The sequence below is a fragment of the Streptomyces sp. NPDC046335 genome (assembly GCF_055587985.1).
The window spans coordinates 72,439-96,580 of sequence record NZ_JBVJFF010000021.1; the positions used below are offsets into that span (position 1 = coordinate 72,439).

Annotated in this window: 31 protein-coding genes; 19 read left to right on the forward strand and 12 right to left on the reverse strand. The window is 68.3% G+C overall.

Annotated features, from left to right (window positions below):
* Positions 1-410 precede the first annotated feature (410 nt).
* Positions 411-662: a hypothetical protein gene (locus tag ACZ6JY_RS37610; RefSeq protein ID WP_469203565.1), complete on the reverse strand. Its 252-nt coding sequence runs from the start codon at positions 660-662 to the stop codon at positions 411-413.
* Between ACZ6JY_RS37610 and ACZ6JY_RS37615 the strand changes: the two genes are divergently transcribed.
* Entirely contained in the window at positions 646-1,047 is a 402-nt protein-coding gene (locus ACZ6JY_RS37615; RefSeq protein ID WP_469203566.1) for a hypothetical protein, read from the forward strand. The genes ACZ6JY_RS37610 and ACZ6JY_RS37615 overlap by 17 nt on opposite strands.
* A 325-nt stretch (positions 1,048-1,372) precedes the next feature.
* Positions 1,373-1,609, forward strand: coding sequence for a hypothetical protein (locus ACZ6JY_RS37620; protein WP_469203568.1), 237 nt, complete (start codon positions 1,373-1,375; stop codon positions 1,607-1,609).
* Positions 1,610-2,020: 411 nt separating this feature from the next.
* On the opposite strand, the gene ACZ6JY_RS37625 is transcribed toward ACZ6JY_RS37620, so the two are convergent.
* The 7 genes from ACZ6JY_RS37625 to ACZ6JY_RS37655 all read right to left on the reverse strand — a co-directional run bounded on the left by ACZ6JY_RS37625 (position 2,021) and on the right by ACZ6JY_RS37655 (position 6,678).
* Entirely contained in the window at positions 2,021-2,458 is a 438-nt protein-coding gene (locus tag ACZ6JY_RS37625; RefSeq protein WP_469203570.1) for a hypothetical protein, read from the reverse strand.
* Positions 2,459-2,577: 119 nt separating this feature from the next.
* Positions 2,578-3,138 carry an HNH endonuclease gene (locus tag ACZ6JY_RS37630; RefSeq protein WP_469203572.1) on the reverse strand — a complete coding sequence of 187 codons (561 nt, stop codon included), beginning with the start codon at positions 3,136-3,138 and terminating at the stop codon, positions 2,578-2,580.
* Positions 3,139-3,235: 97 nt separating this feature from the next.
* Entirely contained in the window at positions 3,236-3,487 is a 252-nt protein-coding gene (locus ACZ6JY_RS37635; RefSeq protein ID WP_469203574.1) for a hypothetical protein, read from the reverse strand.
* On the reverse strand, positions 3,484-4,134 hold the full coding sequence (locus ACZ6JY_RS37640) for a hypothetical protein (protein WP_469203576.1): 651 nt from the start codon (positions 4,132-4,134) through the stop codon (positions 3,484-3,486). The genes ACZ6JY_RS37635 and ACZ6JY_RS37640 overlap by 4 nt, the downstream gene beginning before the upstream one ends.
* Complete coding sequence (locus ACZ6JY_RS37645; protein WP_469203578.1) at positions 4,131-4,451, reverse strand: hypothetical protein; 321 nt, start codon at positions 4,449-4,451, stop codon at positions 4,131-4,133. The genes ACZ6JY_RS37640 and ACZ6JY_RS37645 overlap by 4 nt, the downstream gene beginning before the upstream one ends.
* Before the next feature lie 671 nt (positions 4,452-5,122).
* On the reverse strand, positions 5,123-5,995 hold the full coding sequence (locus tag ACZ6JY_RS37650; RefSeq protein ID WP_469203580.1) for a hypothetical protein: 873 nt from the start codon (positions 5,993-5,995) through the stop codon (positions 5,123-5,125).
* A gap of 116 nt (positions 5,996-6,111) precedes the next feature.
* Positions 6,112-6,678 carry a RusA family crossover junction endodeoxyribonuclease gene (locus ACZ6JY_RS37655; RefSeq protein WP_469203582.1) on the reverse strand — a complete coding sequence of 189 codons (567 nt, stop codon included), beginning with the start codon at positions 6,676-6,678 and terminating at the stop codon, positions 6,112-6,114.
* Between the two features lie 436 nt (positions 6,679-7,114).
* Between ACZ6JY_RS37655 and ACZ6JY_RS37660 the strand changes: the two genes are divergently transcribed.
* Together ACZ6JY_RS37660 and ACZ6JY_RS37665 are read left to right on the forward strand one after the other, a co-directional pair.
* Positions 7,115-7,264 carry a tectonin domain-containing protein gene (locus ACZ6JY_RS37660; RefSeq protein WP_469203584.1) on the forward strand — a complete coding sequence of 50 codons (150 nt, stop codon included), beginning with the start codon at positions 7,115-7,117 and terminating at the stop codon, positions 7,262-7,264.
* A gap of 29 nt (positions 7,265-7,293) precedes the next feature.
* A complete protein-coding gene (locus tag ACZ6JY_RS37665; RefSeq protein WP_469203586.1) occupies positions 7,294-8,019 on the forward strand; it encodes a tectonin domain-containing protein in 726 nt (241 codons plus the stop codon).
* Positions 8,020-8,087: 68 nt separating this feature from the next.
* Here ACZ6JY_RS37665 and ACZ6JY_RS37670 read toward each other — a convergent pair whose 3' ends face one another.
* The 4 genes from ACZ6JY_RS37670 to ACZ6JY_RS37685 all read right to left on the reverse strand — a co-directional run bounded on the left by ACZ6JY_RS37670 (position 8,088) and on the right by ACZ6JY_RS37685 (position 12,549).
* Positions 8,088-8,993 carry a phosphotransferase family protein gene (locus ACZ6JY_RS37670; protein WP_469203588.1) on the reverse strand — a complete coding sequence of 302 codons (906 nt, stop codon included), beginning with the start codon at positions 8,991-8,993 and terminating at the stop codon, positions 8,088-8,090.
* 33 nt (positions 8,994-9,026) lie between these two features.
* The gene (locus tag ACZ6JY_RS37675) at positions 9,027-10,388 is read right to left on the reverse strand and encodes a helix-turn-helix domain-containing protein (protein ID WP_469203589.1); all 1,362 of its coding nucleotides are present in this window, start codon (positions 10,386-10,388) and stop codon (positions 9,027-9,029) included.
* A 454-nt stretch (positions 10,389-10,842) separates the two neighbouring features.
* On the reverse strand, positions 10,843-11,745 hold the full coding sequence (locus ACZ6JY_RS37680; RefSeq protein WP_469203663.1) for a formylglycine-generating enzyme family protein: 903 nt from the start codon (positions 11,743-11,745) through the stop codon (positions 10,843-10,845).
* Between the two features lie 21 nt (positions 11,746-11,766).
* Positions 11,767-12,549: an aminotransferase class IV family protein gene (locus tag ACZ6JY_RS37685; RefSeq protein WP_469203590.1), complete on the reverse strand. Its 783-nt coding sequence runs from the start codon at positions 12,547-12,549 to the stop codon at positions 11,767-11,769.
* A gap of 362 nt (positions 12,550-12,911) precedes the next feature.
* Here ACZ6JY_RS37685 and ACZ6JY_RS37690 point away from each other — a divergent pair, with 362 nt between their 5' ends.
* From ACZ6JY_RS37690 to ACZ6JY_RS37760, 15 genes are all read left to right on the forward strand, one after another.
* A complete protein-coding gene (locus ACZ6JY_RS37690; RefSeq protein ID WP_469203591.1) occupies positions 12,912-13,385 on the forward strand; it encodes an ATP-binding protein in 474 nt (157 codons plus the stop codon).
* A complete protein-coding gene (locus ACZ6JY_RS37695) occupies positions 13,382-13,771 on the forward strand; it encodes a DUF6415 family natural product biosynthesis protein (RefSeq protein ID WP_469203592.1) in 390 nt (129 codons plus the stop codon). The genes ACZ6JY_RS37690 and ACZ6JY_RS37695 overlap by 4 nt, the downstream gene beginning before the upstream one ends.
* 109 nt (positions 13,772-13,880) lie before the next feature.
* Positions 13,881-14,318, forward strand: coding sequence for a DUF6302 family protein (locus ACZ6JY_RS37700; RefSeq protein ID WP_469203593.1), 438 nt, complete (start codon positions 13,881-13,883; stop codon positions 14,316-14,318).
* A gap of 255 nt (positions 14,319-14,573) precedes the next feature.
* Entirely contained in the window at positions 14,574-15,185 is a 612-nt protein-coding gene (locus ACZ6JY_RS37705) for a hypothetical protein (RefSeq protein ID WP_469203594.1), read from the forward strand.
* Positions 15,186-15,283: 98 nt separating this feature from the next.
* Positions 15,284-15,751 carry a helix-turn-helix domain-containing protein gene (locus tag ACZ6JY_RS37710; RefSeq protein WP_469203595.1) on the forward strand — a complete coding sequence of 156 codons (468 nt, stop codon included), beginning with the start codon at positions 15,284-15,286 and terminating at the stop codon, positions 15,749-15,751.
* A 223-nt stretch (positions 15,752-15,974) separates the two neighbouring features.
* The gene (locus tag ACZ6JY_RS37715; RefSeq protein WP_469203596.1) at positions 15,975-16,175 is read left to right on the forward strand and encodes a DUF5999 family protein; all 201 of its coding nucleotides are present in this window, start codon (positions 15,975-15,977) and stop codon (positions 16,173-16,175) included.
* A complete protein-coding gene (locus ACZ6JY_RS37720; protein ID WP_469203597.1) occupies positions 16,172-17,191 on the forward strand; it encodes a hypothetical protein in 1,020 nt (339 codons plus the stop codon). The genes ACZ6JY_RS37715 and ACZ6JY_RS37720 overlap by 4 nt, the downstream gene beginning before the upstream one ends.
* Positions 17,192-17,247: 56 nt before the next feature.
* Positions 17,248-18,198, forward strand: coding sequence for a hypothetical protein (locus tag ACZ6JY_RS37725; protein WP_469203599.1), 951 nt, complete (start codon positions 17,248-17,250; stop codon positions 18,196-18,198).
* Between the two features lie 9 nt (positions 18,199-18,207).
* On the forward strand, positions 18,208-19,227 hold the full coding sequence (locus ACZ6JY_RS37730) for a thymidylate synthase (protein ID WP_469203600.1): 1,020 nt from the start codon (positions 18,208-18,210) through the stop codon (positions 19,225-19,227).
* Entirely contained in the window at positions 19,224-20,255 is a 1,032-nt protein-coding gene (locus ACZ6JY_RS37735) for a nucleoside-diphosphate kinase (protein WP_469203602.1), read from the forward strand. The genes ACZ6JY_RS37730 and ACZ6JY_RS37735 overlap by 4 nt, the downstream gene beginning before the upstream one ends.
* Positions 20,256-20,283: 28 nt before the next feature.
* A complete protein-coding gene (locus tag ACZ6JY_RS37740) occupies positions 20,284-21,462 on the forward strand; it encodes a radical SAM protein (RefSeq protein ID WP_469203603.1) in 1,179 nt (392 codons plus the stop codon).
* Positions 21,459-22,061 carry a 3'-5' exonuclease gene (locus ACZ6JY_RS37745; RefSeq protein WP_469203605.1) on the forward strand — a complete coding sequence of 201 codons (603 nt, stop codon included), beginning with the start codon at positions 21,459-21,461 and terminating at the stop codon, positions 22,059-22,061. The genes ACZ6JY_RS37740 and ACZ6JY_RS37745 overlap by 4 nt, the downstream gene beginning before the upstream one ends.
* Before the next feature lie 20 nt (positions 22,062-22,081).
* The gene (locus tag ACZ6JY_RS37750; protein WP_469203607.1) at positions 22,082-22,648 is read left to right on the forward strand and encodes an AAA family ATPase; all 567 of its coding nucleotides are present in this window, start codon (positions 22,082-22,084) and stop codon (positions 22,646-22,648) included.
* Positions 22,645-23,421 carry an aldo/keto reductase gene (locus ACZ6JY_RS37755; RefSeq protein ID WP_469203609.1) on the forward strand — a complete coding sequence of 259 codons (777 nt, stop codon included), beginning with the start codon at positions 22,645-22,647 and terminating at the stop codon, positions 23,419-23,421. The genes ACZ6JY_RS37750 and ACZ6JY_RS37755 overlap by 4 nt, the downstream gene beginning before the upstream one ends.
* Positions 23,421-23,939 (forward strand): hypothetical protein, encoded by a 519-nt coding sequence (locus ACZ6JY_RS37760; protein ID WP_469203611.1) that lies wholly within the window; start codon positions 23,421-23,423, stop codon positions 23,937-23,939. The genes ACZ6JY_RS37755 and ACZ6JY_RS37760 overlap by 1 nt, the downstream gene beginning before the upstream one ends.
* Positions 23,940-24,142 lie beyond the last annotated feature (203 nt).

A 24,142-nucleotide genomic window follows, 5' to 3' on the forward strand; every position in this document is an offset into this window, starting at 1 on the left:
CCATGGACGACCCGGCGAGTTGGTTCGAAGGGCTGTGCATCGAGGGCGACGACCCGAGTGAGCCGACCACCGTCACCATCCCGATCTCCTCGCTCGACTCCCCAGCGATCACCGGCGAACTCGCGCCGTACTGCACCGACTGTCCCGATGGCGTCGACCGGCACTCCCTGGCCGACCACATGCCCGACCAGGACTGGGTGGACCGCACGATCCGGTCATACGGCGAAGACCACCCGTACGTGCAGGCCAAGGTCTACGCGCGGTTCCCTAAGGGCGGTGGCGGCATCGTCATCCCGCCGAGCTGGGTCGAGGCCGCCATGTCCTACGAGGACCCCACCGGAGACGGCTGGCACCGCCTGTGCGATCTCGGCCTGGACGGCGAGAACGCCGAGCACACCGTCCGTGAGGGCTCATGGGTCCGTCTCGGCGTGGACGTGGCGGCCGACGGTGGCGACGAGTTCACCGTGTTCCGGGCCGTGGGCAACGCAGTAACGTTCCGGCACGCATCGGCCGGCGCCGTGAACGACAACCAGGTGTCCGTTGCCGAAGTAGTCCTTGAGGAGATCCACGCCGCGCAGCGTCTCGCCGACGCCCTGCACTCCCCGCACGCCGTGCGCGTCAAGGTCGACCAGAACGGGATCGGTCATGGCGTTGGTCAGCATGCTGGAGCGGTGGGCCGAGACGGGCCGACACCGGGCGCAGATCGTCGGCGTCATGGTGTCGGAGTCTCCGAGTCAGGACGACCCCGGCGCCGTCATGCGGCCGTGGCGAAAGCGGGACGAGATGTGGCTGGCGACCCGGAGCCTCCTCCAGCCGGACCCGTCCTCCGGCCGCGGGCGGCTGCGCCTCCACGTCGACAAGAAGGCAGCCGCGCAGCTCTCCACCCCGAAGCTCCTGTCGAGAACCAACGGCTACACCGAGGTCGAGTCGAAGAAGGCGATGCGGGCCCGCGGCATGAAGTCGCCGGACCGTGCCGAAGCCATCCTCTTGGCCCTGTACGAGCCCGAGCCCCTGTACAAGCCGCGCCGCCGCGGCCTCCTGAACTGAAGGACGCCCCTGGCATGGCTACATTCGGAAACATGAACGACGCACCAAGACGCCTGGACCCGACGATGGACCCGGCATCGGCCGCGATCATCCTAGGGTGCCAGCCGCGGTAGGTGGGCCCGTGCGTTCGCTGCCACGGCCTCACCGCCCGGTACGGCGACCGGGCGCAGCCCATCTGTCCGGCATGCAGGCCAGAACAGCAGTCCGGCGCCGCAGGAGCCGACCGGGCGCATTCTTGACCATAGCCCGATCGGCGCTGCCCTGATGGCGAACATCGCGTCGACGGCGCGTCCGCTGCCTGACCAATCAGGGCAGGAAGTCGCTCATGGAGATCGAAGTGACCTACGACGAGGATGGCAACGAATACGTCGGGACCATCCCGGAGTACCCGGAGCCGGATAGCGAGCCGCAGTGCCGAGTGCACCACAGCAACTCGTGCGGCTGCGAGCCGGAAGAGCAGGACCTCGACTTGGCCGGGCAGCGGTTTTCTACGGAGCCGCCCTTCCCGCCGGGTTGGCGCCGCCCGCCGAGCGACGACCTTGCTCTGTGGCCCCGCTGGTAGGTCAGAGCGGAGGCGGCTCGGCGCGTCGAACAGCCTGCACCGGGCCGCGCCGGGCAGGCTACCCTCCGGTCTATGACGGACCCGTTCCTCGCAGCCCTTGAGCAGGCCACTCGGACTGTCGTCGCGCGCGCCCGTGGAGAGGTCCCGGTTGCAGCCACGGCAGCGACGTCGTCCAGCGGGGCGATCAGCCACACCTTCTGCTGTGATCCCGATCGAACGCTGTGCGGACTTGACCTGGGTGGTGCGCCGACCGCCGGCAAGAGTGATCAGGACTGCGTCGTCTGCGTGGACCTCGTTGCGGCCAAGACGCCCTGCCCGGTGTGCGCCACGGGTCAGAGCGCGGCCTGATCTGGCCAGCACGGCGGGGAGCTGCCCGAAGCGCGGGGCCGGCAGACGCGCTGTTGGAGCGCGCTACTGGGTGGGATGCTCGTCGAGCCAGTCCGCCAGGTTGTGCGCGGAGCCGAGCACATCGGGCCGGTTGGTGAACGTGTCCTCGCCGACGTCCATACCATCTTCCATCTTGTCGATGAGGGCGTATGCCGGGGAGTAGAAGTCCGGGCCGGTCCGCTTGTCAGCGTTCATGGCCTTGCGCAGTGTCCGCGCGGGTGCGGCGACGGCCTTCATCTTGTCCCAGCACTCGCCCACGGCTTCGGGGCATCCATCGCTGGCGTCGAAGTTCTCGACGGCGGCCTGGAACGTCTTCGTCGCCGCAGCGACGCTTGGCGCCTTCGCCTTCGCGGGCGCCTTCTTCTGTGCCTCGGCCTCACCGCCGCAGGCACTCACCCCGGTCATCACCGCGGCGACGAGCAGCACGCCCACCGCGGTCTTCCCCCACACGGTCTTTCCCATAAAAGTGGATCATGCCACGGGCGCCAAGGACCCCTGGCGCACGGTCAGATCACCGGTGGTGCCCGTAGCTCGACTGGGCAGCACCTGACGGCGCCGTCGGGCCACGCGGTCCGCGTCTGCTACGAGCGGCGCTCCATTCCTAGCCGCTGCCGAAGCTCCACCCACTCCTGCTCGGCTGTCGGATATCCCTTGGCTTTGCCCTCTCGGATCTGTGCGTCGAAATAGGCCCTGGCCCGAGGGACACCAAACCTGGCGGAGGGGTAGCCGTGTACTTCGAACTTTCGCCGGAACCACTCTGTACGCCGTTCGTCCACGACTTCGGCTTGTACGGCTTCAAGTTCGTCCAGAGCTTCCAGGACCTCCGTGTGCGTGAGCAAGTACAGCTCCCGCAAGCCCTTGTTCTTGAAGCTCGATCCGTCGAGCAGGGAGCCTTCGCCACTCCATCGAAGGCTCAAGTCCATAGCGACGAACCAGACGACGGGGTTCTTCTTGCCCTTCCTCCGGTTACAGGGCCGGCAGATCGGCAGAAGGTTCTTCAGTTGATCAGCGCCGCCGTCGGAGAACGGTATGACGTGGTCCATCGTCTGGGACCGACTGCCGCAGTACAGGCAGCCTCCGTTATGCGCTGACAGGACCGCCAGCCACTCCCAGATCTTGAACCGTCGCCGCCGTCGCCCCATCTCTCCCCCTCCCCGCCGAGGCAGTGCACTTTCTACGACGCGGACTCTTTCACGGAGCACACGGGGGGCCCGAATCGGCTGTACGCCCTGGCCCCGCTCAGGCTGCGCACGACGTGTTCACCGTCTCGTTGATGATCGTCCGGGCCTTGGAGCGGCAGTCCTGGCAGGCGCCGAGGTTATCGCCGCAGATGGCGGCCGCGAGGGCGTCCAAGGCGCCCGTACGGGCGATGTTCAGCAGTCCCGGGGCCTTGCTCGCACAGGACGAGCACGAGTGCGTCTTGCCATCCCGACGTCCGCACGCGATGAGCGCGACCTCCTGGAGCAGCGCGGAGGGATTGGCAGTGCTCATCCGCGGACGCTCCTTGGGGACTCGGGCTTGAAGTGGGCGATGGGCTTCAGCTTGGCGGCTCCGGCCTGCTCATAGACACGCGTCTGCTGGCAGTACGAGCAGCGGTGGGCAACGAACCAGCGCAGCGGGTTGTCCTTCGCCAGCGGGTTGCCCTGGCGGCCGCCCGCCAACACGCACGGCCCGTGAGCCCCACACCAGTCGCATGCGGACGGGTACGGTGCTGCGCCCCACTCCGACCACCGTATCGGCCGCCCGTCATGCTCGGTCGGCAGGCTCGGTGTGGTGTACGTCGGCAGGTCCGGGATTGCCCGCAGGTGCCGTTCCCGCCGCTCCGCGCCCGGCTCCAGTGGCACCTTGACGGTGCCATTGACGGCCAGTTGGCCGAGTTCCGGCTCGGGCTCGGGCTCGCCGCAGAGTGCTCGCAGGCATGCCGCGCACAGCCGCCTCTCGTCGACCGGCCCTGCCCAGGGCCGTACGCCCGGCGCCGACGAGGCGTCCGGGCGGCACTCCACGGGCACGGTGAACATCGCGGCCGCGGGCACTTCGACGCCCTCGACGGTGACGTGCAGTTCCATCCGGCCTGCCGCGCGCACGATGGCGCGCCCGGCCCAGGCGGGGGCTGGCCTTTCCACGGCCAGTGCGGTCACTCCTCCTCCATCCGCAGGTAGGGCAGTGGCGGCGCCATGACGAAGACGTGCCGCCGCCGGCACCCGGACCCGGCGATGAGCGCGCGACGCTCCATGCGCCACGATCGCGAGACCCTGCCTTCGCCGCAGGCCGGGCACGGCACCTCGTTACGGACCTTGACGTAGGTGTAGGGCAGAGGCGGCGGGAAGATCGGGAACCCGGCGGTGAGCACCAGTGCCTCGGCGACCTCGGGCTGGAGACGGATGTAGACCGGCTCCGGGTCCTGGGCCGGGGCGGTGAACTCCCTCACCGCCCCGGCCACGAATGTGCCCGGCATCAGCCCTCCTGCACGGAGGGCACGGTGATGTGCGGGCGGGCGCCCGCGGGTGGCACCGGGTCGTCCGTACGGACCGGAATGGCCACAGACCATCGGAGTTGGGGGCGTAGCCGCGCTTGTACCGGACCGTGCCGTACCCCGCCTTCTCGGTGTCACCCCACACGATGGGCATCGGGATGGAGGCGGGCGGGCCCGCGATCCACCCGTCGGCCAGGTGTCCAAGGGGATCGTCCGCGCTCGGGTACGCCTGCGCCGGACCGTCGAGCGCCATCTCGACACCGCGGTACAGGCCGTCGATGAAGACCACCGGGTATTGCGTCCTGGGGCCCCGGACGGCTTCGGCGTAGACGGTGCGCTGCCGGTCCTGCCACTCCAGCACCTCGCGGGCGGTGGGGGTCGGGGTGAACCTGAGAACTGCGCGGAGCGCCGCCACGCTGGACAGCAGCTCGTGGTACGCGGCGTGCGGGAAGTCGTGGCGGAAGCGGTCGCGCAGCAGCGAGCAGAACGTCATATCAGCGACCTCGACCAGGTGCATGTCCAGGAGTTCGGGGTCGATGTGCTCGCCGCCGCGGGCGAACACCGCGGCGGCTCGGACGACGCCCCGCTCTGCGACGGGTACTGCGGTGGTGCTCATGGGAGGGGCATCTCCTATGGGAAAAGAGAGGGGAGGGCTACTTCGGGTTCGGCACGGGGGCCTCGGGACGGACCACGAGGCGTGTCAGCGGCCGGTCCTCGCGCACGGCGTTCCATGCGGAGACCAGGTAGGCCAGGTGGCGCGCCCACGCGATCTGGCCTTCCTTGGCGCGCTCGGAGGTGACGCGGGCGCGCAGGGCGAGGATCGGGTGGCCGCTGGACAGCTCGACGCCGTCGCCCAGGCGCTGGAAGAACCAGGCGCACTGACTGGGGTCGATGGCGTTGAAGAGGAAGTGCGCGGTGCCCAGCGCAGACTGGGGGATGTGGGGGAAGGCGGCGCGGGTACGCAGGGCGATTTCGGCTGAACGCCGGATCTCCGGGTGCTTTGCCAGCAGGGCCTTGGACTCTGCGGTGGTGGGGCTGATGCGGCGCGTGAACTTCCGGTCTCCCTGCTGCCACGTCCAGACCCGGCGGAGTATGGCCGCGACCGTGGTCGCATTCGCTTCATCCGCCAGGGACAGGGCGTCTGCCGTGGTGCGCCGCAGGCCGGAGTCCATCGTGGCCTGAGTCTCTGGGGGCAGCCCTCCGACGATGAAGGTGGTGCCCGGCTCGTTCGCCTTCACCACGGCGTGAAGCCGGTGCTGGCCGTCGAGGACGTTGCCCTGCACGTCGACCTTGATGGCTTCGCCGTTGAGAGGCCAGGTGTTCGCCTGGATGTCGCGCACGTAGTCCTCGACCGTGGCGGCCCTCACGTTGCGGTTCTTGGTGTTGCGGCGCAGCACGCGGCTGGCCAGCTGGGGGTGAAGCTCGATGATGTGAGCGCTGGGACCGTTGGAGTTCGCCAGCAAGCCGTCCAACTCCCGGAGCGTCTTCGGGGCAGGGTAGGCGGGGGCGAGCGTTGCAGCAGTCATCGGAGGGGCATCTCCTCGTATTGGAGTTGTACACGTAGCGGGGCTCCCCAAGCGGAACCCCCGCGTCTATGTACGTGCCATCCGAAAATTTGTTACGCCGACTACATCACCGCAGGTCAGACGCTTGGCGCAGTGATCTCGACTATCACGAGGGAGACGCGTGTACCGCCGGTCGGCACGGGCGCGCCCATCTCCGGGTACGGGCCGAGCAGGTGAGCCGAGTTGTCGTCAGGCAGGAGCCCGGCGTCGACCAGGCCATCCACGTACGCCTTCGCGGTCGGCGCCCAGTTCCCTGGATCACGCTTCCGCTTGATCGGCCGCGGGTGCAGCACGTAGTACACGGCGGCCCGCTCCAGCCGTGGCAGGCGCTGGGCCCGCGCGGTCAGTGCCGCCTCCTGCCGCAGCCGCTTCTTGAGCCGGTATTCCGCCATGTGGTGCAGCCTCTGGTTGCTCGACAGGAGATCCCCGTACGGCATGAGCAGCGCCCACAACCGCCCCGCACCCGGGACGCCGGCGAGGGCCACGCTCAGGTCAGGCGGCTCAGGAGTCGACGGCGGCCCGAGCGGCGCCGCCGGCCGCCGACTGCGCGGCTTGCCCCCCACGGTCTTGGCCGCAGCAGAGCGCCCTGCCATGGCCCGGGACCGCAGGGCCGCGAACTCCTTCTCGGTCGCACGAAATGGCACAAACAGCCCCCTGCTTCGCTTCCGGTCTGCCAGTCAGCCGGTGCCCTGCTCCGACTGGCAGGACCACCGCGCTGACCAGGGGAACGGCGCAGTGGACGGCGGTGTGACAGGTGACCGGCTGGCTCACCCGCCATCCTGCATCCCTGAGCGAGGAAGAACGCGCCGCATTGAAGGACGTCCTGGCCCGCTGCTCCGAAAGCGTCCACGGTCAGAGGAAGCACGCAACGGCGCTCGCGTCGATCCCTCCGGGGGAGGACGGCACTTCCAGCCGAAATACCCGGAGTTGGGCAGCTCCGGTCCTACGCAACGTGGGCGCACACGTGCGCAAACGTCGATTTATAGGCTTGTTTGGTAATAGATGAAACGTTAACCGCCCCATGCGCTCATCTCATCGCCAAGGATGGGGTCGACATCGGTTCCACGAGAGGTGATCGGCATGGCGGATTGGGTGAAGGTCGCGGGCGGTCTCGCGGCCATCTCAGCGGGGTCCAGGACGACGGTGTGGGGCGTGAACGCGGCGAGCGCCATCTACAGTCACACCAACTACGACGCCAACCCCTGGCTCCACATCCCGGGGGGGGCTTAAGCGACATCGGCGCTGCGGCGGATGGCACCGTGTGGGGTGTCAACGGCGCCAACCAGATCTTCCGGTACGCCGGGGACCAGGGGGCTTCGAACCCGTGGACGCACATCAACGGCAGCCTGGTCCGCATCGATGCGGGCTCCCGGACGAACGTGTGGGGAGTGGACTCCGCCAGCGCCATCTACCGGTACACCAACCACGACGCCAACCCGTGGATCAAGATCCAGGGACTGCTGAGTGACATCGGTGCCGCGGCGGACGGCACCGTGTGGGGCGTCAACAGCGGCAACCAGATCTTCCGGTACACCGGAGACCAGGACAGCACGAACCCGTGGAAGAGCGTCCCCGGCAGCCTCAAACGCATCGCGGTGGGCTCCCGGACGAACGTATGGGGCGTCGATCCCGTCGGCGCCATCTACCGGTACACCAACAACGACGCCAGCGGCACCAACCCGTGGATCAAGATCCCCGGCACCGCCTCCGACATCGCCGCCGGCGCCGACGGCAACGCGTGGGCACGTCAACACCGGCGGCGAGATCTACCGGTACACCGGCGACCAGCCGAGCTGATCCCTGACCTCTTGATGCGTGAGGGCCCCCGGCCGACAGGCCGGGGGGCCCTCACGCACGTCGGCCTTCCTGGCCCTCGCGGCAGCCCCTGGGGCGCCAGTCGCACAGCGCCCCGCCAGGTCGACTACACGCTGATCCCTCCGCGCGCAGGCGTCACTATCGCGCCCACCGCCCCCTGCCACCGCTGATGACACGCCCATCAGCGCCCCCAGTGGCTGCCTGCGAAGACAACGGACACCGGTGCAGAGATGGGTGCTCAGAGAATGTGCCAGCGCATGTCCAAGTTTTCAGTCCTTAGGCCCTCTATGCGGCGAAGCACTTCGTGGACACTTTCCGGGGCGTGGTGCACCTTACGTGCATTCGTTGTGATCATGCGCAATTCGCGGAGGTCGCGCAGCGTCGAGTAGCCGGCCAGAGTGGTGACGTCGTACCCGTATGTCGTGGCGAAGCCCTTGTAGTGCTCCGGCGTGTAGCCGAAGCGTCGGCAGTGGACCTCAATGGTGACCAGGTCCCACTCCGGGTGGCCGCGTGCCACGGTGTCCCAGTCGCACAACACCGCTTCGTCGCCGTGGTGCAGGGCATTGCGGTGCTGAGGGTCGCCTTGCAAGGGGCCAGTCGGCAAGGGGAACTCCACCTCGGCAAGTTCGGCTTCAAGCCGGTCGACGCGTTCGGTGAGGAACCGGAGAGTTGCTTCGGGCAGGGAGGTGATCGCGGCGATGGACTTTCGGATAGCGCGGACGTTGTCGTGTTCGGGCAGCTCGACGGGCGGTGTGGGCAGGTTGTGAAGGTGGAGGAGGGGCTTGGCGATCTGGGCGGCGCTGACTGGGCGGTCGGGCTGTGGGAGGTAGGTCCAGATGGTGACGGCGTGTCCGTCCACCAGGAGGGGCTGTTCCGGCCCGGGGTGCAGCGGCACGGTGGGGAAGCCGCGGTCCATCAGCCAGTACACGAAGCGGGTGGTGCGTTGCACCGTGTTGATTGGGGTGCCCCGGCGGGCGACCTTGACTACCGCGGCGGCTTCGGGCAGCAGGATGACGGCGTTGGTGTGTCCGCGCAGGAGGCGCGCATTGGTCCCGTCGAGGTCTGCTGTCTTGCAGGTGTGCTTCACGATGTGGCGCAGTTCGGATTCGTCGAAGCCGCCGGGTGCCGATGCTGGAGCTGTCATGGGCTTCAGGCTCGCCGAAGAGCATGGGCGCTGTCACGCGGGGCCCTTGGGCAGCGCAAGGATTTCGGTGAGTTCGCGTGCGGCACGTCCTGTGCGTATGCCTGGTGGGAGCACGTCCAGGACGTCGCGGGCCCGCTCCTCCAGGATGTGGGTTCGGTGAGCGGCCGGTACTCGGAGGTAGGTGGCGCCAGCGAGTTGGCATGCCTCGGCCGGGCTGCGGTCGTGTGCCAGGCAGATTGCTGCCTCCAGTTGCAGGAGGGCGGGGTCGATTCCCGTGCGGGCCGGGTAGAGGGCAAGGGCTTCCTCCTGCACTCTGCGGGCCTGGCTGCTGCGGCCCAGGGCAGTGAAGGCGCCGCTGAGGTACAGCAGCATCCGCCGATCGGGGAAGCTGAAGGCGTCGTCTTGGTCGCCGGGGTCACAGCGGTCGTACAGGCGCTGGGCGGCGGCGATGGCTGTTTCCGCTGCGGCGGCATTCCCTTGGCGTGCCAGGGCGCGGGCTTCTGCCGCGGCCGCGAACGCAGCTGTCGCGGTCTGTCGGCCCCGCGAGAGCAGACGGGCTTCGCGGCCCAGGGTGACGGCGCCCTCCAGCGGGCCATAATAGTACGGCAGCATGGCGCGCTGGGCGCGGACGCGGGCCCTGAGTTCGAGGTTGCCGCTGTCGTCGGCTGCGTTCTGCGCGGTGTCGTACCAGGCGCGAGACGGTGAGAGGCGTCCCAGCTTCATCAGGGCGTCGGCGATCAGTGTGGCGAGTACCGCCGTCATCTCCGACAGCCGGACTTGCACCGCGGCGGGCTGCCGGTCCACTGCCAGGTTCTTGACTTCCTCCAGTTCGTCGAGGAGTTCGGTGAGCATCTTCATGGGCGGGGCGTAGAGGTACTGTCGCCGGACATCCAGGATGCGTTCGTCGAGCAAGTCCATCTGCGCGGCGGTGACGCTGCCCAGCGCCAGAGTCCGGTCCATGGAACGGCGGGTGGCCTCAATCCGGCCGTCGAGCACATCGCCTGGTGCGCCGGCCCTGTCGGGTTGTTGCGGCGGCGTCCAGGCGCCCACTGCCGGGACAGTGAAGCCGAGCTCTTGGGCCGGGCAGTCGTACAGGCGGCACAACAAGGAGATCGCGCCCTGTCGCGGTTGGTGCATGCCCAGTTCCCACAGCCGCAGTTGGTCGGCATCAGTGCGGGGCGCGGTCAGCCCCAGGCCCTCTGCCAAGGCGCGTAAATGATCAACGGCTTCGGTCTGAGTCCACCCGCGCGCAAGCCGCTGGGCCCGAAGCAAACTGACGTGGCAGCACTGATGTATCTCTAGGGCGATTTGCGACAGCCCGTATCCAGCGTCGGAGCGAGTCTCGCGGATGCGCTTGGCGCACGAGGGGCTGTGCGATACCGAACGCTGGTTCATGAGCAGGGCCCTTCTGCGTACGCGGTCACCCGCGACGAGCGTAGTGAGCGCTCAGCGACGCTGCGTTGAGAATCCGTGACTTCTTCACGGTTGCGGGGGGCGAAACCGTGAAGCAGGCGGCACGTCCGTAAAAGCGGGCTCGGATCACGGTTGTTGCCGACGTCCCTCCTGACGACCCTTACACCTCCGGATCTCGCAGGCCGGACCACCAGTGACAGCGCTCGGCCGTGATGCGCGGATGCCGTTGGTGACCGCAGCCTCGGAAACCGGTGCAGCGCCTTGCAGGGTCCCCCTCACTGAGCAGATGGGAGTTTTCCTCATGACGCCCATCACCGACGTCACTGCTGAAAACACGAAGTCGACGCTCCAGGAGTCGTGGATTCCGACGAGCGGTCAGACGCTCTCCCGTCCCTTGGGCACGTCGGCCGCAGGTGGCGGGCATGCCAATTCCGCTCTACACAGCAGCGACGCACCGGAAGCTGGTGTCGTTGTCCTTCATGGTTGCGTTGGCGGCGTTCTGCAGGGAAGGCGTGGCGCGCTCGAACGGGGAGGTGAACGCACTCCCCTTCAGGTCGAACCGGCCGCTACCGGGCCTCTCCTCGGTGGAGCACCATTCCCAGACGTTGCCGCACATGTCGAAGACGCCGTATGGGCTGACGCCGGACTGGTACCGGGAGACGGGGGTGGTGGCGTCGATGCCGGCTTCGGCGACGTTCGCCTTCGCAGCGGTCGGTTCGTTGCCCCACGGGTAGATGCGTCCGCGGGGGCCGCGGGCGGCTTTCTCCCACTGCCGGGCGGTGGGCAGTGCCTTACCGGCCCAGCGTGCGTAGGCGGTGGCGTCGTGCCAGGTCACCCACACCACGGGGTGAGTGACCAGCGTGACGGGGCAGTTCCCTCCGGGCCAGTGCTGGGGCGGACGGTGTCCAGTGGCACGCACGAAGGCCGCGTAGTCCCCGTTGGTCGTCGGGTAGACGTCGATGAGGTACGCGTCCAGCCACACCGAACGGTTGTCGGGGCCGGACAGGTAGATGCCCTCCTCGACGAGGGTCATGACCTTCCCGTCGATGGGGTGCCTGCGGGTGTGCGGATCGTTGCGCAACAGTTGTTCGGCGCGCTCGTCGTGCTCGGCAGCGGCACGTTCGGTGAGGAGCGCGGCGAACCGCTGCTGCACGAGAGGGTCGGCCTGGGCGAGGAGCGTGTCCAGGGCCGCCTGGTTGTCGAGTCCGAGTTCGATCGTCTCGCCCCGGCCTTCCCACCGTGGGATCTGGCGGGGGTTCACGCCGACGAGGTCGGCGAACGCCTTGCCCGTCTTGCGCATGGCCTTGCGCAGCAGTCCGGCCTCGCGGCCGGTCCACATGGTCACCCCCGCCACGGTGCGCTACAGGGTCTCGCCGGGAATGGACAGGTACGCCTCCTGGAGCTGTCTCAAGACGGGGTGGTCGACGGGGAATTCGACGTCGTCGATCGCGGACAGCGGGCGGACGCCGATGCTGGTGTTCGTGGCAAAGGCCGCGGCCATGCCCTTTGCCTGCTCCAGAGTGACGGTGGCGATGCGGTGTTCGGCATGCTGTTGGAGCAGCGCCATGGTGACCCCGGGCAGTACGGGGGCGTCGGGCCACACGACGGTGCCCTCCTGGTCGACGAAGGCGACGTTCCAGGTGCCGCCCTCGGACACGAGTCCGTCCTTGCCGACGAACAAGGCGTCGCCGAAGCCCGCTCGCTGGGCCGCACCGCGGGCGTGCAGGGCCCCGAAGAGGCCGACGTGCTTCACCTCGGGCAAGTCCCGCTCGTACACGACGCTTTGGGCCCGCAGCGGTTCCGGGGGAAGGGCGCCGGCGCTGCGCACGGACACCAGGACATGGGGGTCATCGGCATCCGCGGGGCGGCCCATCCCGACCTTCGGGTCATAGATCGTGACGCGGACGACGCAAGGACGGCTCTGTCCCTCCAGGCCCTGGCGCACATAGCCGCGGACGCGTTCAGGGTCCAGCTCCGCGCCCCACACGATCTTGCAGTCCCGCACGAGGCGTTCCATGTGCAGCGTCAGGCCGCGGATGCTGCCGTCCGCAGAGACGCGCATGGACGTGAAGTGTCCTGTGTTCGTGAGCGCCAGGGGGAGCAAGTCGTCGGCAGAGACGGGCTTTCCATCGAGAGTCACCATGCGGCCCAGCATGGCAGGAGCGCCCGCCACGGCAGCACCCAGAACAGAGTTACTGACGGGTCAACGTCACTCGAAAGTCATTCCCAAGCCGCCACCGCTCGGTGTTCGCTGGTCACCTTCCGAACACGGAGCGTGATCAACGAGGCGCCATGTGCCGCGCCGCGTGACGGCGCCGAAGCCCCCCAACTCACCCCCACCGTCCACCTGGGAGGTCCCCGATGAGCCCCATCCCAGCCGTCGCTGCTGAAGGTACGAAGCCCCTGCCTCAGGAGTCGTGGATACCGGCGAACAGGCAGGCGCCCCCTCACCCCTTGGGCGTACAGCTCGTCGTCAACAGCGGAGATCACCGGAGGCGGGAACTGATGGGCACCGCGACCAACCGTCTTCCTGCCTACCTCCCCCTGGACGCGGACGATGTCCTCGACGACGTGGGTTTCGCCATCCAGCTCGACCCCCGGGCTCCGGGCACGGACGTCCCCCAGTCCGAGGCTGTGTGGGTCGGGCGCTGCCGCCGGATCAGCATGGCCAAGCTGAACCTCTGGGGGATGTCCCCCGTCCTCGTCGAGAACGCGATGCTGGTGATCAGCGAGCTGGCCACCAACGCGTTGCGGTACGGCATCGCCCTCGGGTTCCGTCTGATCATCACCATGGACAAGATCGCCATCGTGGTGACCGACGGCACGGTCATTACGCCACAGGTGCACAAGGCGTCCGCGGAGGAGGAGCACGGCCGCGGGATGTACCTCGTGGACACCTTCGCGACCAGGTGGGGCGTGAGCCCCGACGGTATGGCGACGTGGTGCATCCTCACCACCGCTGAGGGGCGGCCACGATGACCGCCGCGCGCGTCTGCGCGGAGTTGATGTGCCGCCAGTACACCACCGCACCCGACGAGATGGGGCCGCTGCTTGTCGCACTGCGCCGGTCTCAGGTGAGCATCGACGCGACGGGGCTGTACAGCGACTTAGAGGCCGTGCTTGGTGAACACGCGTGCCCCACTCCACAGGAGATCGAAGGACTTGCCGCCCGGTTCCGCCAGACGACGCTCGCCTTCATCCAGCTCGTGCCGTACACGGTCGCGCCATACCCCGTCGATGCGATGTACCTCCTCACCGAACTGCGCGCCGAGCGACCACAACCCCGGAACGCCCACCGATACATCCTCCGCTACGCCCTGGCCATCGTCGACGTGCTCGACCTGATGGGAGACAACGCGCCATGAGAGCACGATCTACCCTTGACCTGCTGAAAGCACTCGGCACGGGCCTTTGGGACACCGAATGATTGGTTCCCCCACGGCCTGCAAGCACCCGCCGGTGACTGTTGTCCTGATGTCACCGTGGGAGGCGTACGACTTTGAGTACTACACGCAGCGGATCGCAGAGCCGGAATTGCTGACTGAGAGCTGGTCGGTGCGCATGATGCGCATGCCGCTGCTCGCGCTCCGGGTCGGAGGCACCCGCCGCGGCGGGTACTACCCCGTGCCCTGCCCCGACTTCGCGCTGGCCGTCCGTGACGCGCTGCAAGGGCGGCCCGGCTACCCGCACCTGCGGATGCGGCGGTCTACCCGCCCCGGCGAGAACTACGTCGTCGAGTGGGGCGAGAGGCCACCGACGCTCTGGCCGGACGCCGACGATGCCGACGTGGGGCGCTTCTACGGCTACAGCGAAGCCGCCATCGCCCAGTACACGGCGGCCCAGCACACCCGGGAACCCACCACGGCCGCGACCTCCTGCTCGGTGTTCTTGCCCGAGCGGCCCCTTGTCTGAGCATGTCCGAAAGGAAAAGCACGTATGTCCGTGTACAAGCCTTCCAGCGCCGACTTAGACGCGGCCGATCGCGATGCTGGCAGAGACCGCCCGCGGGCACTACGCCCGCGGCTGCGTAGCGTCCTGCCGGGGCGTGCGGCCCGGCGGCAGCTCCGGCGCCCCGCCGCCCGTCGGGAGGCCAGTAGTCCCGCACTGGCTGGCCCGCACGGCAGAAACAGCAGTGGCACTGCCCCGCGGACGCCGATCCCCTACATCGTGGCTCGCGAGGGCGAGGTGGAGGAGTCACTCCTCGACTTACGCGCCTTCCTCAGCAGTGCCGGATCGAGCCGTATCAGTTACTGGAACGAAAGGCTCGGGGACCGCGACGGGCAAGGTGTCCTGTGGGCACGGTTCTCCCAATCTCGCGATGAGCACGGGATTTTGACCGGCGCGCCGCGCTGGAAGATGATCAGCTCGCCCCGGCAGCGCGAGGCGATGTCGAAGCTGCTGTGCCAGTTCTGCGGTGAGCCCGCCAGGATGCCCGACGGCCGGCTCCTGTTTCTCAACTCCAGAGAGGAGTGCGGGCCCAACCCGAGCACGACAATCCGCACGGCCCAGCCGCCGTTCTGCCTCAAGCATGCGCGCATGGCCCCGCAACGGTGCCCCCACCTCGCCGAGCACGGGTTCGTCGCGCTGCTCACGCAGAGCGCACCCCTGTACGGCGTCATCGGGACGCCCTACCAGTACACCGCTGACCGCACCATCCAGGCCATGGCCTGCGACGGTGTCCCCGTGCCCTACGGCAGCGCCGCCCTGGACTGGATCGTCGCCGCGCAACTTGTCCGCACGCCGCGGGCGTTCACGGTCGTCCACCTGGAGGACCTGTGACCGTGCGCGGCCACCACAGACCGCCGCTCGGTGAGCCGGAGACTTCGCGCCCGGCTCATCGAGCGGCCCTCAACCCGGAATGCGAAGAGAGGGCTGACGTGTCCGCTGACACCGTGACCACCTCGTTCACCCCCCGCGAGAAGCAGGTGGTACAGGGCCTCGCCGAGGGCCTGACCGACCACGAGATCGCGCGGCGTCTGAACCGCAAGACGGCGACGATCCGACACCACATCACCGCGGCGTCAAAAAAGGTGGGCGCGAAAGGGCAGGTAGAACTTGTCAACTGCTCCTACGCCCTGGGGCTGCTCCCGCCGCCCGCCTCCGAAGGCGGCGCGGCGTACGTCCCGCCGCAGCTGCGGGAGCTGATCCCGCTGATCGTGCAGGGGGTGAGCGCGATGCAGATCGCCGAGGAGACGAGCAGGGCGCCGTCTCGTATCCGCCGAGATACCCAGCGGCTGATGCACATTCTCCGCGCTCGGACCCGGCCGTACATCGTGACCCGGGCTCGCCAGTACGGCCTGCTGAAGTCGGCGGCGCCGCGCGCCAGCGCCACCGTACAGACCTGACCTCCCAGACTGGGCTTCCTCCCCGTCTCGCTGGCCCACCGTGCCCCCCGTGCGGGAGCGGCCCGAGGCAAACCGCGGGGGAGGAAGCGGCGCTCTCGTAGACCGGAACCTGCGGGAGCCGCCCCGGCCGCCGCCCTTCAGGGGTGCGAGGCGGCGGCCGGCCACCCCATATCCCTTGCTGCGCCCCGTGCACACACCCGATCCGACCCAGATAGGCCATACGATGTGCCAGCACAAGCCGCCGTGCCCGAGCGCCGAGTCCCCCGACCGGGAGGCCGCTTTCCCCTTGGCGAGCCACCCGGAGCAGGGCTGGAGCCTGCTGTGCAACCACGTCCTCCTCTTCGAGGACACCGGTGAGCTGCTGCCGAACGGCGAGATCATCGCCCCGCACCGCCCCGTCTGCGCCGCGGTGGTGGCGGCGTGACGCACTCGCTCGCCCCCGTTCAACTGCACGGTGTGGCAGCTCGGCGGGCTCTGCTCCACGCCGGCGCGCTGCTGCTCGTTGGCTCCATCACCCCACTGATCAATGCAGGGTTGTCGCTCGGTGCCTTGTACGAGGTTTCCTGGTCGCACCGCACGTTCCACTACGCCGCGCTGATCCGCACAGGCGTGGGCATCGTGGTCTTCTTCTGGCTGCCCTGGCTGGTGATAGCCCGCACAACCCTCGACCGGGTGTCCCCGCCGCAGCGGATGCTGCACCGGTGCGCGGCGGTGAGCTGTGTTGCCGTCTCCTTATACGCCACCGATCCTGACCGGAGCCTCGGCTACGTCGGATCAGTCGCGAGCGGGGTGGCATTCGCGTGGCTCGCGGTGGAAGTGTGCCGCGCCCATGGCATCACGCTGGAAAGGCCGTCCCCCGAGAAGAACCGACGGCGCAGGCTCATGGAGACGTTCAAGCTCACAGAGCGCGTGATCGCCTACTGCCTCGCAGGCGGGGCCCTGGCCTTTCTGGGCGTGCAGGGGCTGCGCGTGCTCGACTGGGAGGTCCTGCCGGTTATGGGGGGGGGAAGCCAGCTCGATACCATCGGCGTCACGGGCCCGTTCGATCTGCTGACCGGACTCGTGGTGGTCGTCGCCGTTGAGGATGTGGTCATCGTGGCCGCCACCGCCGCTTTGATGAGGGCCGCGGGACGTCCCCTCTGGCAGATCTACACGACGGTCTGCGTCGTCGAGGTCGCGCTGCACGCCTATTTCGGAGCGCCCGCCCTCGGGATGGTCTTCTTCGCCGCTGGCCGTCTGTCCATCTTCCTGCGCCACAGCCGCGTAGTGCCGCTGATCATCGGTCACGCCTTCTTCGATGCGCTCGGAGGGCTTCTCATGCCGCTCGCGTTCCACTACCGCCTTCTGGTCGCCCTTCCTGTGGTCGTCGCGGTCATCGCCATCGAGACACGCCTGTTGAAGATGCCGGCCGAACCCAGCGCCCGCGGAGCCGCTGCATGAGCGCCCACCTTGATTCTCGGCACCGGTCTCCCGAGCCTCGGGTGACGGGTTCGACGGTGAGCACGCCCCCGCTGTTCGACCCCGCTGACCCCGGCCGGTCCGGTAGCGCTCTGGTCAACCACCACCTGAAGTGGTTGAAGCTCGGGGGGCTGTATATGGACTTCTCCAAGGTTCCGCGGGATATCCCCGAGGGCCGCGGCTGGTGTCAGGCGGCGGCACTGCCGGAGGAGCTGTGGCCCGCGCACGCCGAGTTCGCCGTCGTCGTGCACTTCTTCCCCGACCCTCTGTTCCGCCGCGACGACCGAACCGGGCGTGTGCCCCCCGGCGCGATGCAGCACTGGACGGAACGGCTCGATGCGTGCGCCGACGCCCTGGCGGACTGCGGCTTCGTCGTCGAGGAATGGGGCGTGCCCAAGACGCCGGAACTGCACGGGGGCGCCGACCTCGTCGTCTACCGCCTCCCCCCGGGCATCGAACCGTCCCCGCGAACCGCCGAGGACCTGCGCCACGCTCACCCTCCGCGTCCGCACTTCAAGCCCCACGCCGCCGTCGACACCTGGCGCCTTCGCTGCCTGCTGGCGCGAGCCGATCCGCCGCTGGCGGGTGACAACGCGACGAGCGCCGGACGATGCCTCGTGCGGGAAGTCGAGGAGTTCCTGTGGCCTCCCGGAACACGGGACTGCGCCCTCGTCACTTGGGAGCCGAGCCCGGCCTACAAACGTGGCCCTGATCAGTCGACTGCGCCGCCCGGCGCGTACACCCACTGGATACGGGGCCTCACACACCTCGCCCAGACCCTCACGGCCGCGGGCTACCAGGTCCGTCGCCGAAAACGCTCCTCCCACCCGGACACCGACACCGCAGCCACCTTCCTCGCCTGCCGCCCGATCCCCGAAGACACCGCCCCCGCTCCCACCCCGGCCATGAGCAGGCCCAGTACGCGACCGCGATGGAAGCGCCGAAAGGCCGATCACCTGAGCACTTCGTCACCAAACACCACGCCTTAGGAGCCGTGCATGCTCTCAACCTCTACCTTTCGCAGCGTCGAAGCCGCGTACCTCGCCCTGCTCAAGCTGGCGACCAGTGAGCACGAACACCACATCGCAGCCCGCGGCAACCAAGCAAGCGAAGTGCTTGGCGTTGGTTTTCGGTTGACCGATCCCCGCCAGAGGCTTCCGTACCTGGCGACACGCAAGGCCAATCCGATCTTCCAGTTCGCCGAAGCCCTCTGGTACCTGGCTGGCCGCCGAGACCTCGAAATGATCGGCTACTACGCGCCGTCCATGCGTTCCAGCTCCCCCGACGGGGTCAATCTCGGCGGGTCCGCCTACGGCTACACCCTCTTCAACCCGGCTCAGGGAGAGTCGATCTCGCCGTTCGACCGGGTCCTGGAGCTGCTGCGCGCGGAAACCGACAGCAAGCGCGGGTACCTCCCGGTCTTCTCCCTCGCCGAGCTGTCCGTCGATGACAACCCCGACGTGGCGTGCCTGGCCGGGTTACACCTGCTCGTCCGCGACGGACGTCTGCACATGGTGTGCAACATGCGGGCCAATGACCTGGACTGCGGTCTGCTGTCCGACGTATTCAGCTTCACGATGGTTCAGGAGTACGCGGCCGTGCAGCTCGGGCTGGAGTTGGGGACCTACACCCACTTCATCGGTTCGGCGCACGTCAACGACAGGAACGCCGACCGCGTGGAGAGGGTCCTGGACGAAGCGGCCCTCAGGCGCAGCCCTCAGCACTTCCCGTTCCCGGCGATGCCGGCGCAGACCACTCCCGAGACCATCTGGCGAGTCCTGCGGCACGAGGAGCTACTGCGTACGAACAAGGCGCAGTACGACGCCGGTTACATCGCCCGTCTCGATGTGGACGCGTACTGGCAGCAGGCCGTGTTGCTGTTCGAGGTCTACCGGCAGATCGAGCACGACAAGACCGAGGCAGTGAGCCGCGATGTGCTCAACGCACTGCATCCGGGCCTGCGTTGGCTTCTAAAACACCGCTGGCCGGTGTGCGCGACCACAGGAGCCGAGCAGTGAACGACAAGCCGCTGAGCGGCGCCGTAGTGACGGGCATCGACTTCGCCCGCTGGGCGATCGTCCTGTGCAAGCCGGACGCGGTGGAGCGGGGGCTGGTGGACACGGTATTCGAACGCATCACGGCCGCAGGCGTCACCATCACCGGGCGACGCGATCTCACTGCTCAGGCGTGGCAAGCTCACGTCGCCTACCGGGACATGCTCGCGGGCACCGGTACAGCCCCGCAGGTCCTGCCCGCCCACATCGACGCCGCGTACGTCGGCCAACCCGTCGTGGTCGCCCTCGCTCACGGTGAGCCGGGACTCCATGCCCGCTTGCGACAGCTCCTCGGCCACACCGACCCCACCCGTGCCGTGCCAGGCACGATCCGCCACGACTTCGGGAACGACAGCCTGGCCGCTGCGCGTGCGGAGAACAGGCTGGTCCGGAACCTGGTACACACCTCGGACGACCCGGGCGCAGCCCGCCGCGACCTCGGCACGTGGTTCGGTGCAGCCCGTCCGTCAGCCCCGGACTTCGAGCGGTGCGCCGTCATCCTGTGCAAGCCGGACGCGGTGGAGCGGGGCCAGGTGGACGCCGTGCTCACACGGATCGCTGCCGCGGGACTCACCGTCACCGACCGGCGCGACGTCACCGTGGAAGCGTGGCAGATCCATGTGCACTACTGGGACCTGCTGGTCGACGCCGACTGGTTCCCCGACCGCGACATTCCCGCCTGCCTGGACTCGATGTACGCCGACCGGCCCGTCACCGTGGCGCTCGCGCACGGCGAGCCCGGCTTCCACAGCCGTCTGCGTCAGCTCCTCGGCCACTTCGATCCCACCCACGCTGCCCCCGGCACGATCCGCGGCGACCTGGGTGACGACAGCCTCAACACCGCCCTCGCTGAGAAGCGTCTGGTGCGGAATTTGGTGCACACCTCCGACGACCCCGACGCCGCTCGTCGGGACTTCGGCACCTGGTTCGGTTCCAGCCGCCGCGAACTGCTGGCACCTCTGCCGCTCCAGACCTCCCCCATTGACGCATAACTCCCCTCGCCTGCTTCTGGAGGACCCCATGAACGTCCCCGTTGCCCCGCCCCGCCGCTCCCTGCCGATCCTCTCCCCCGAGAAGATCCGCGCTCTGAAGCCGGCACTCGCCGACGTGATCGAGTACCGCAAGTCGGGGCTGTCGCTGAACTGGATCGTCGGCTGCCCGCTGGAGTGCGGATACTGCGTCCGGCACCTCTTCGACAACTTCGAGATGAAGGTCCCCCGGCGCCTGATGAGCGACGAAGAGGCCGTCGCCCGTCTCACCGGCCACCCGTACTTCCGGGCGCACACGACACCGATTCAGCTCCTGAACCGGGCCACCGACCCGATGCTGCCCATCGTGAAGCCTCACGTGTACGAGGTGCTGCGGAAGCTGGACAAACGGGGTCTGACGAACCACGTCCTGATCATCACGCGATGGCGGGTGGGTCCCGAGGACTGCGCCGTCCTCAACAGCTTCACGCACCTGCGTCTGACCGTGCTGGTCACCCACTCCAACATCGCTAACCCCGCCATCGAGCCCGTGGACTCGCACATCGCCGCGGAGAGCCTGCGTACCCTGCACGCACACGCCGAGCGGTACCGCACGGTCCTGTACTGGCGGCCGATCGTGCCAGGACTGAACGACTCCGACGCCGACATCGAGCGGGCCAGGGAGCTGTCCCAGCACGCCCACGCCACGGTCTTCACCGGTCTGTTCTTCCGCGAGGAGATCGCCTCCTACTACCAGGCGCACGATCTGCCCATGCCGTACGACGAGACAGCGCGGCGCAAGATCCTGCCCGAGGCCGCCGAGCAGCGGATACTCGACGCCTTCGGGCAAGGCGACTCCTGGGGCGCCTTGTTCCGCAAGACCTCCTGCGGGGTGGCGTACGCGCATGGCGAGGCTGATTACAACGGCCACTTCGGCGTCCCGGAGCTGTGCGACATCTGCCCCTCGGAGCAGATCGCGCGGTGCCGAGCCGCCTGGGTCAAGCCGGAGTCGTCAACGGTCACCCAAGAAGCCCGCGCCCTCGGCGCGACGGGTGAGGTACAGGTCAACGACCGTGCCATTGTCGTGGAGGGACTGGACGAGCCGCCGCGCTACTTCCTCCAGCACGGCTTCGGCTACCAGTGCCACGACCGCGCCAAGCCCCACCACTACCGCCAGCACGGCCGGGCCCCCATCGGCTGGAAGGCGGAGGACGGAACCACCCGCGCATGAACTTCTCCTCCTGGCCCTCACTGTTCGTCGTCGATGTCGAAGGCAACGGGACCAACCCGCCCGACCTGGTAGAGGTCGCCGCCCTGCCCGTCGTCGAAGGGCGGCCGGACACGAGCACAGCGGGCGCGTGGCTGACCAAACCACGTCGCCCCGTGACGCCCTTCGCCGCTCGCGTCCACGGTCTGACCAACGAGCGGCTGGAACGCGAGCCGGGCTGGGAGGAGATCGGCGACCAGGTCCACACCCTTCTCGGTGATTCGTGGATCTGCGCGCACAACGCACATGTGGACTACAAGGTCCTCTCCGCGCACCTTCCCCGGTGGCAGCCAGCCGGAGTGCTCGACACCCTCAGGCTGGCCAAGGCCACCTACCCCGGCTTGTCGAAGTACAGCCTCGACGCCCTGATCCACCACGTCCAGCCGGACCTGAGCGCGGCGCCCGCACAGCGGCACCGTGCCACGTTCGATGCCTTCGCCACGGCGCATCTCCTCCTCGCCATGGCCACCCGCTACGACACCTGGGACCAGCTCGTCGCCGCGGCAGTGCCGCCCGGCCTGCCTGGAGCCCCCCAACCCGAAGAGGAACCGACCCTGTGGTAAACACACCCGTTCGTATCGGAGTGCTCGGAACCCACTCCACCGGCAAGACCGCGCTGCTCAAGCGGATAGAGATGGAGCTGCGCGGCCACGGCGTCTCCGTGGCCCGCACCGGCCGGCTGGCCAAGCGCGCCGCCGCTCTCGGCCTGCCCAAGATGCACCAGCACACCGTGGCGTCCACCGAGTGGATCATCACGCAAGGCATCGCCGACGAGATCGCGGCCGCCGCGCAGGGAGCCGAAGTCATCCTCGCCGACCGGGCACCGCTCGACGCCATCGCCTACCTCCATGCCGCCATGGAGCTCCGGGGCGAGCACCTTCACCGGCTGGAGAGGGAGCGGCTGCGGCTTCTCGCCTCAACACAGCTCCCCAAGTACGACCTTCTCCTGGCCACCGTGCTCGACCCACAGGAACCGGTCGACCAGGTCCACCCTTACGACCCGCGCTATCGCCACCTGGTGGATCGCCACGTCCACGGTCTCCTCTCCGACGACCCGATCCCGCACACCCGCGTCACCAGCGACCCCGCCAGCCAGTCGCAGGCCATCGAACAGGCACTTCACCTCTGCACGCAGGAGACCGCCGTATGACCGCCGCACCGCCCGCCGGCACCATCACCATCGCGGGGAAGGCAGTCTCGCGGCTCGGGTTCGGCACCATGCGCCTGAGCGGGCCCGGCATCTGGGGTGATCCCGAAGACCGCCCCACCGCCCTCAGCATGCTCCGCCAGGCTGTGCACACGTACGGCATCACGCACATCGACACCGCTGACGCCTACGGCCCCCACACCGTCGAGCACCTGATCCGCGAGCCGCTGTACCCCTACCCGGAGCACGTACTGATCGCCACGAAGGTCGGCATGCTCCGCCCCGCCCCGAACGTGTGGGCCCCGCATGGCCACCCTGCATACCTCCGTGCGTGCGTCGAAGCCAGCCTGCGCCGCCTTGGTGTCGAACGGCTGGAGCTGTGCTACCTCCATCGCATCGACCCCGAAGTAGCCCTCGCCGATCAGATCGCCGTTTTGCAGGCCCTTCGCGACGAGGGCAAGATCGGGCGCATCGGCCTGTCGAAGGTCACCCCGGACGACATTCGCACCGTGAGCAAGGGACTCACCGTCGCGGCCGTGCAGAACGTCCTCAACATCAGCGACCCTTACGACCCGGCACTGGAACTCTGCCGAGACCTCGACATCCCGTATGTGCCGTACCGGCCCTTCGACGCCGGAGCCCTGACCCGCACACATGGGGTCCTCGCCCCTCTGTTCTGGCTCCTCAACCTCGGCAGCCACGTCGCCCCTATCCCGAGCACAAGCCAACCGCAGCACCTCGAAGAGATCGTTACTGCTGTGGCAGGCGATGACTGATGCCGACGATCACAGCTCCCGCACTCCTCCCCGCACGTAAGACCGCCTCGTACGAGGACTGGCGGCCTCCGATCATCGGAGTGTCCGTACTCGTCCCGGTAGGCGCGGACGCGCTGATCGTCGTCGACCTTCTCGGCGGCCTCATGATCCCCGCTGGTTCCGTGCCCGACGGCCAGACCCCGCAGCAGGCCGCCCAGGACGTTCTTCGCGGCACCCCGGGCGGGCTCCCCCTTCTACGGCGCGTCGCCCTGGCCTGGGTACAGGCACGTCGCAGGAAGGTCATCACGCACGTACTGGCGACGGAGCCGATGACCCGCGAGGACGTCGGACAGCTCATCTACCGCGATCCACGGGCTGATGTACTTGTGCTGCCCACCATGCGGGTCGTCGACGAGCTTCCGACGCCAGGACGGTTACGGGTCCTGGTTGGATTGCAGGCCCTCGCCACCGGCGAGACGGCCTATTTAGAAGGGGACGAGGTACGTCACTACGCGCCTCCAGGGCTCATCCAGGAATGAAAAGGAGGATGTTAGAGAGACCTCCTGCCTCAACTGCAGCCTCCGCTGAAACGGGGACCGAGTGCCGGCGGCCTCTGCGGCCTGGGATAGAACCCGCGCCTTGCTCGGTCCGCTCTGGGCAGACCAGCACTCCGCTCACGAGCCTGACCCCAATGCGGGGCAGCTCGAAGACGGTGCTGCAGTTCTAGTCACCGCCCTAGACA